This is a genomic window from Vibrio sp. N418, assembly GCF_000222565.1.
Taxonomy (GTDB): domain Bacteria; phylum Pseudomonadota; class Gammaproteobacteria; order Enterobacterales; family Vibrionaceae; genus Vibrio; species Vibrio scophthalmi.
Genome location: NZ_AFWD01000082.1, coordinates 24,013 through 32,117 on the forward strand (window position 1 = coordinate 24,013; position 8,105 = coordinate 32,117).

Sequence of the window (8,105 nt, forward strand, 5' to 3'; positions counted from 1 at the left end):
TGGTGAACAACGCGACCACCCAAGCCTAAACCTTGCCACTTTTAGCACTAAAGCTGACCTAAGCTGAAATTGCCAAGCGTTGAGAATCCGTCTTAAATGCTTTGTTATGTAAATTCAGCCACATAAGCCAAAGTTACCACGAAAAACCAAGCCTGTACGACCGAAGAAATCGCCAAATCCAAAGAACCCAACAGTGTTCACGAATTTGCAGAGCCAGCAATGTTACAGACCAAGCTTCAACAAGCGAAAATGGTGATGACCAGCGACCAAAAATGCTTTTGAATCTGGGAAATATAACGAAAGAAACCATCAGCAAGTGGGGACTTTCGTTAACCTTGCCCTTTCCCCACTTTGAGCCCGCAAAACTAACCACGAACCAGCACTGAAACTGAATAAGGAAACTCACGAACCTTGGCATGTTTTACGGCTAGCTTGGCAAAGAATCGGGACAGAAACAGTGGATTTTGACGAGGATGGGAACCGATGGGTGGAGAGAGCGAATAAACAGAATAATACCGATTTTACCCGCTTTACATAACGCCGCATTAAGTGGTGAACAACGCGACCACGAACCTTAAACCTTGCCACATTCAGCACTAAAGCTGACCCAGACTGAAATTGCCAAGCGTTGAGAATCCGTCTTAAATGCTTTGTTATGTTTTAGCACAAAACGCTGGTTTACTTGGCAAAGAACTGAGAGGCAGACCTAGATTTCTGAACCAAATCACAAGCTGAAACACGCTTGACCGCCAGATGCGCCAAAACGACAACGAGTAAGTCCACTTCCCTGATAATGAGGCAACTCGATCAAGGCTCAACAAGCGCCCTTTCTTAGCACAAGCAGCGCAGAACAATGGCGATTTGCCGACTCAACTGCCAAGGTTATTGGCTGATTGAGAAATATACCCAAAGCGACTTTGAGCCAGAGAAACAAGGCGAGCAAACCAGCCGAAAACTTGAATGAAGCAACCCGCGAACCTTGGCATGTTTTACGGGCTAAGTGGTTTAAGAATGGATCGATAATACTGATTTGCTGAGTCTACTCCCAACGAATAGCCAAAGGGGCAAAGAACGACTCAAAGGCATTTAAGCCATTGAAATCCCATTAAAACATAACGCCGCATTAAGTGGTGAACAACGCGACCACCCAAGCCTAAACCTTGCCACATTTAGCACTGAAGCTGACCTAAGCTGAAATTGCCAAGCGTTGAGAATCCGTCTTAAATGCTTTGTTATGTTTTAGCACAATTCGTTGATTTACTTGGCAAAGAACTGAAGTGTAGACCTAGTTTTCTGAACCAAATCACAACCTAGAACTCACTTGAGCGGCAGAGACGCCAAACCAACAACGAGTAAGTCCACTTCCCTGATAATGAGGCAACTCAACCAAGCCTCAACAAGCGGCCTTTCTTAGCAAAAGCAGCGCAGAACAATGGCAATTTGCCGACTCAACTGCCAAGGTTATTGCTGATTGGGAAATATGCCCAAAGCGACTTTGAGCCAGAAGAACCTGACTACCGAACCACTCGAAAACTCGAATGAAGCAACCCGCGAACATTGGCATGTTTTACGGGTTAAGTGATTTAAGAAAGGAACGATAATAGTGATTTGCTGAGTCTACTCCCAGCGCATGGCTAGAGGGGAAAAGAACGACTAAAAGGCATTTAAGCCATTGAAATTCCATTAAAACATAACGCCGCATTAAGTGGTGAGCAACGCCAACCACCCGACCTAAACCATTGTGACATAAACACTTAAACCGAAGTAAGCCGGAAACGCAATGCGTTGGGAATCCGTCTTTAATGCTTTGTTATACCACGACTAAAACATGACATCTAAACCAGACAACTTGTATCTTGACCAAGCATCCATATAGTACTCTGTGTTACTATCCCAGAACTCTGATGGCATTTTTCTTTGGTATTTTACATTCAAAATACTATGCTCTTCGGGTGTAACGATACAGTAGACACAGTACTTGTCGATAACATCATAAACATCTGAGATTTGAGGATTTGTTATCGATAATAAGATCCGTACAACTTCAGCCATTGGCACAACATGCTCTTTCTCAACTTTGTCACTATTTCGAGCTGAGATTGTCCACTGGCATTGCTCTTTTATCTTCCTTGTATCCCACTTACCTGTGCCATTGACTGCGCCAACACGATAAGCATACAAATTATCAACTAAACTACGATAACAGTGCGAATCATCAACTCCACCATCAACAAGTATTAGAATAGCCTTGGCAAGAGCTTCAGCTTTAGCTGTATACGACATATATAGAACTGCTTTAAAAAAGACAAATCGTAAACTACTTTCTTGATTGCAGAAACTCAATTTTCCACATAGTGGTATAACGCCGTGTTAAGGGGCGAAAGACGCTATACCCCAAAACTAAACCATTGTTGCTGAAACACCTAACTCGACATTTGATACCAACTCGCCAAGCGTTTGAGTCCCTCTTAAACACTTTGTTAACTGGTGAACTCAACACAACCACAAAAAGCTAGGATAACCATTAGTTCAGCTTACCCAAATAGTTAATCCAAGTACTCTTTCGACTATTTTCTGAGTCTGTCGAATATCTCACAATCTAATACTTGTACCATGAAACTTAGTCACCTAACTCCGAACCCCTATATTAGACGCCTAGTAAGCGTCTAACACGCAGTCACGCAATTTAGCCGCAAACACAATCGTTTCATTAGACCAACTAATGCAAATCAGCGGAATCAGCTACAAACAGAAACGTACACAAGGATGATTTTTATGGGAACCAGTTAACGCCGCGTTAAGTGGTGAGCAACGCTACCACCCTACCTAAGCCATTGTGACATAAACACTTAACCCAAAGTAAACTGAAAATGCCAAGCGTTGGGAATCCGTCTTAAACGCTTTGTTAGTTGATAATTTCAAATAGCGCACCTTGCCAAAGCCCAAGAATTCCCGCAAAAACAAAAACTAACAAACTACCAACAAAAGGGAATATATAGTCAGTAACTGCGGGAGTCATTGTGGTAAACCGAATAATACCAAAAATCTGATATTTGATGATCTGCCACCAATAAACTTCGATAGTGCGATTCTCGACTATGACACCACCAATTTCATCCTGACCTTTTTCCTCTTGGAAACGAAGTGTCCAACCATTAGCTTTCATTTGATAATACGAACTAGCATTATTTAAGTAGTTCCCACTAGATTGCGAACGCGCTAACTTAACCAAATATGTATCGCAATAGCGTCCTATTTCCCTGCACCAAAGTTCTTTGAAAGTACAGAATTCATATTCGAAAAAATACACTATAAATCGATAAAAGAAGTACCCCCATATACACCACAAAAACCAAAATGTAACTTCTGGCTTGTCAAAACCACTAAAGCTAATACCGACAACGCTCAATTGCGATATTTTGACTTGGGCTAGAAAACAAAATAACAGAATACCACTTACCGTATATAAATTTCGACGCTGTCGAATAAAGCCTTCGTTCATGGTTACAAATTACTCCTTTCAACTAACGCCGCATTAAGTGGTGAACAACGCGACCACCAAAGCTTAAACCTTGCCACATTTAGCACTAAAGCCGACCTAGACTGAAATTGCCAAGCGTTGAGAATCCGTCTTAAATGCTTTGTTATGTAAATTCAGCCACATAAGCCAAAGTTACCACGAAAAACCAAGCCTGTACGATCGAAGAAATAGCCAAAGCCAAAGAACCCAACAGTGTTCACGAATTTGCAGAGCCAGCAATGTTACAGACCAAGCTTCAACAAGTGAAAAATGGTGATGAGCAGCGACCAAAAATGCTTTTGAATCTGGGAAACCGAACGAAAGAAACCATCAGAAAATGGGGACTTTCGTTAACCTTGCCCTTCCCACACTTTGAACCAGCAAGACTAACCACGAACCAACTCTGAAACTGAATGAGGAAACTCACGAACCTTGGCATGTTTTACGGCTAATTTGGCAAAGAATCAGGGCAGAAAGAGCTGATTTTGACGAGGATGAAAACCGATGGGTAGAGAGAGCGAATAAATAGAATAATACCGATTTTACCCGCTTTACATAACGCCGCATTAAGTGGTGAACAACGCAACCACCTAAGCCTAAACCTTGCCACATTTAACACTCAAGCTGACCTGAACTGAAATTGCCAAGCGTTGAGAATCCGTCTTAAATGCTTTGTTATGTTTTAGCACAATTCGTTGATTTACTTGGTAAAGAACTGAAGTGTAGACCTAGATTTCTGAAGTAAATCACAAGCTCGAACTCACTGGAGCGGCAGATGCGCCGAACACAAAGCGAGTAAGCCCACTTCCCTGATAATGAGGCAACTCGATCTAGCCTCAACAAGCGCCCTTTCTTAGCAACAACAGCGCAGAACAATGGCGATTTGCCGAGGCAACTGCCAAGGTTATTGGCTGATTGGGAAGTACGCACAAAGCGACTTTGAACCAAAGAAGCAAGACGACCAAACCACCTGAAAAATCGAATGAAGCAACCCACGAACCTTGGAATGTTTTATAGGCTAAGTGGTTTAAGAACGGGGCGACAATGGTGATTTGCTGAGTCTACTCCCAGCGAGTAGCTAAAGGGACAAAGAACGAATCAAAGGCATTTAAGCCATTGAAATTACATTAAAACAATAACGCCGCATTAAGTGGTGAACAACGCGACCACCCAAGCCTAAACCATGCCACATTTAGCACTAAATCCGACCTAAACTGAAATTGCCAAGCGTTGAGAATCCGTCTTAAATGCTTTGTTATGTTTTAGCACAATTCATTGATTTACTTGGCAAAGAACTGAGATGCAGACTTAGATTTCTGAACCAAGTCACAAGCTAGAACCCACTTGACCGGCAGATGCGCCGAACCCAAAACGAGTAAGCCCACTTCCCTGATAATGAGGCAACTCGACTAAGGTTCAACAAGCGCCCTTTCTTAGCACAAGCAGCGCAGAACAATGGTGATTTGCCGAGGCTACTGCCAAGGTTATTAGCTAATTGGGAAATATGCCAAAAGCGACTTTGAGCCAGAGAAACAAGACGACCAAACCATCCGAAAAATCGAATGAAGCAACGCACGAACCTTGGCATGTTTTACGGGTGAAGTAATTCAAGAATTGGGGCAGACAATCGTGATTTGCTGAGTCTACTCCCAACAAATAGCTAAAGGGGGAAAGAACGACTCAAAGGCATTTAAGCCATTGAAATTCCATTAAAACATAACGCCGCATTAAGTGGTGAGCAACGCCAACCACCTAACCTTAAACCTTGCCACATTCAGCACTGAAGCCGACCTAGACTGAAACCGCCAAGCGTTGAGAATCCGTCTTAAATGCTTTGTTATGTTTTAGCACAATTCGTTGATTTACTTAGCAAAGAACTGAAGTGCAGCCCTAGATTTCTGAACCAAATCACAAGCTCGAACTAACTTGACCGCCAGATGTGCCAAACCGGAAACAAGTACGCCCACTTCCCTGCTAATGAGGCAACTCGATCAAGCCTCAACAAGCGCCCTTTCTTAGCAACAACAGCGCAGAACAATGGCGATTTGCCGACTCAACTGCCAAGGTTATTGGCTGATTGAGAAATATACCCAAAGCCACTTTGAGCCAGAGAAACAAGGCGAGCAAACCACCCTAAAATTTGAATGAAGCAACCCACGAACTTTGGCATGTTTTACGGGCTGAGAGATTTAAGAACTGAGCGATAATGGTGATTTGCTGAGTCTACTCCCAACGAATGGTTAAAGGGACTAAGAACGACTCAAAGGCATTTAAGCCATTGAAATTCCATTAAAACATAACGCCGCATTAAGGTGTGAGCAACGCTACCACGAAACCTAACCTTACCACCGTAAACACTAAACTCAACGATGGAATGAAAAATGCCAAGCGTTGAGAATCACTCTTAAATGCTTTGTTAGAAGTTTGTTTTTTTATGCATCATATCAGACAGTAAGCATTTCATTTGAGCGATTTTTTCAGCCATAACATCACTTAGACGCTCAGATTCTTTGTTGTAAGTTTCCAAGTCCACCTCATTAAATGAGTCGATCACTTCATTATGATAGTTAACTAATTCAGCTTCAATTTCACAAAACTCTTCGATAAATTCTTCCATAAATGGAAAATACAACTCTAACAATGCAACTACTTTATCACTGCACTCTGAAGCTTGCTCTCCGAATACTGACTCTTTAATCTTGCCGAGATTTGAGTCACGTATAGCTTTATAAAAAACGATAGCTTCATTTATATAAAGGGTCTCAACCCTATTTAGTGCTTCAAATGCTTGCTGTACAGTTTCTCGGTACAATTTATCGTTTTCTCGCCTATCAGATTTACGTTGGACAAAGTACACCCCAAGGAATGTCAAAGCACCACCAAGTAAAGTCTGAAAAAACGGCATAAACTCTTTAATTTCTAACATAAACTTCAATGCTAACCTGATTGAGAACTTCTAACGCCGCGTTAAGTGGTGAGCAACGCCAACCACCCTACCTAAACCATTGTGACATAGACACTTCAATTGAAGAAAGCTGAAAACGCCATGCGTTGGGAGTCCGTCTTGAACGCTTTGTTAGTTGTAATTGCCCAACTCTAGCGTAAAGCTAAATCCAGCATCACTGACGACTTTCGATACCAATGAAATGAATTGTTCAGCTTCATGGTTTGGCTGATATTTAGAAACAACCCTAATTTCAAAAAGTTTCCCATTCGCTATCGGGTATCGCTCATATATTTCACCAGATTCAATAAATGATAAATAGAGGTTCAGTTTATCTTGTAGCATCAATAGCTTTTCATTTCCGTCATCCCACTCTAAATGATCGGATATTACAAGTGTTACTTTCTCATCGTCATGTGCGATAAAATCAACTTTATCGAGCTGCTCGATCGTCATTTTAAACCCTTTACAACTAACGCCGCATTAAGTGGTGAACAACGCGCCCCCCCAAGCCTAAACCTTGCCACATTTAGCACTGAAGCTGAAATAATCTGAAATCGCCAAGCGTTGAGAATCCGTCTTAAATGCTTTGTTATGTATTTGTTATCGGTATCTGCGAAAATTTTGTGACTTTAAACTGTGTTTTAGTTACCTTCCCAGAAGTAAGTCTAATTTCAAGAACACCAAATTCCCCAAGTACCTCGGAAAAATTCCGATAATCGCTATCACTTCTGAAGTAATATTTTTCTCCCTCCTTAACTTCAATTAGGTCTGAACGGCTATCTGCGTCAAACAGGCTGACATGTAAGGATTCATTACTATCAGACTTTTTAGGATAAAAAGAAATTGACTCAATATACGCAACCCTGCGCCCTATATTTGCAATATCAATGTCGAAAGCGATTTTTTCTACGGGTTCATCACAACCGTCAACAACTTTCACCGAATAGTACATTCTTGGGACTGCTCTGATGATGATACCATCCTTTAGGAAACCTAATACCTGTATGATCAAGGCACATGTACCTGTCAATGCTCCCCAAAAAGCCGCAATTGCTGCGATATTGTCTAAGTTCAAATTTCCCTCCAAATACATAACGCCGCATTAAGTGGTGAACAACGCGAGCACCCAAGCCTAAACCTTGCCACATTTAGCACTTAAGCTGACCTAGACTGAAATCGCCAAGCGTTGAGAATCCGTCTTAAATGCTTTGTTATGTTTTAGCACAATTCGTTGATTTACTTGGCAAAGAACTGGGATGCAGACCTAGATTTCTGAACCAAGTCACAAGCTCGAACTCACTTGACCGGTAGATGCGCCAAACCAACAACGAGTAAGTCCACTTCCCTGCTAATGAGGCAACTCGATACGTTTTCAACAAGCGCCCTTTCTTAGCAAAAGCTGCGCAAAACAATGGTGATTTGCCGAGGCAACTGCCAAGGTTATTAGCTTATTGGGAAATACGCCCAAAGCGACTTTGAGCCAGAGAAACAAGACGACCAAACCACCCGAAAAATCCAATGAAGCAACCCACGAACCTTGGCATTTTTACCGGTGAAGTGATTCAAGAATTGGGGCAGACAATCGTGATTTGCTGAGTCTACTCCCAGCGAGTAGCCAAAGGGGCAAAGAACGACTCA

General features: G+C 42.1%; 5 protein-coding genes. All 5 read right to left on the bottom strand.

The window, feature by feature from the left end:
• Positions 1–1,821: 1,821 nt before the first annotated feature.
• The 5 genes from RH86_RS17005 to RH86_RS17025 all read right to left on the bottom strand — a co-directional run bounded on the left by RH86_RS17005 (position 1,822) and on the right by RH86_RS17025 (position 7,542).
• The gene (locus RH86_RS17005) at positions 1,822–2,283 is read right to left on the bottom strand and encodes a hypothetical protein (RefSeq protein ID WP_009387533.1); all 462 of its coding nucleotides are present in this window, start codon (positions 2,281–2,283) and stop codon (positions 1,822–1,824) included.
• 622 nt (positions 2,284–2,905) lie between these two features.
• Positions 2,906–3,502, bottom strand: coding sequence for a hypothetical protein (locus RH86_RS17010; RefSeq protein WP_009387534.1), 597 nt, complete (start codon positions 3,500–3,502; stop codon positions 2,906–2,908).
• Positions 3,503–5,936: 2,434 nt separating this feature from the next.
• The gene (locus RH86_RS17015) at positions 5,937–6,446 is read right to left on the bottom strand and encodes a hypothetical protein (RefSeq protein WP_009387536.1); all 510 of its coding nucleotides are present in this window, start codon (positions 6,444–6,446) and stop codon (positions 5,937–5,939) included.
• 150 nt (positions 6,447–6,596) lie between these two features.
• Positions 6,597–6,920 (bottom strand): DUF6572 domain-containing protein, encoded by a 324-nt coding sequence (locus RH86_RS17020; protein ID WP_009387537.1) that lies wholly within the window; start codon positions 6,918–6,920, stop codon positions 6,597–6,599.
• Between the two features lie 136 nt (positions 6,921–7,056).
• Positions 7,057–7,542, bottom strand: a complete 486-nt coding sequence (locus RH86_RS17025) for a hypothetical protein (protein WP_190275924.1) — start codon at positions 7,540–7,542, stop codon at positions 7,057–7,059.
• Positions 7,543–8,105 lie beyond the last annotated feature (563 nt).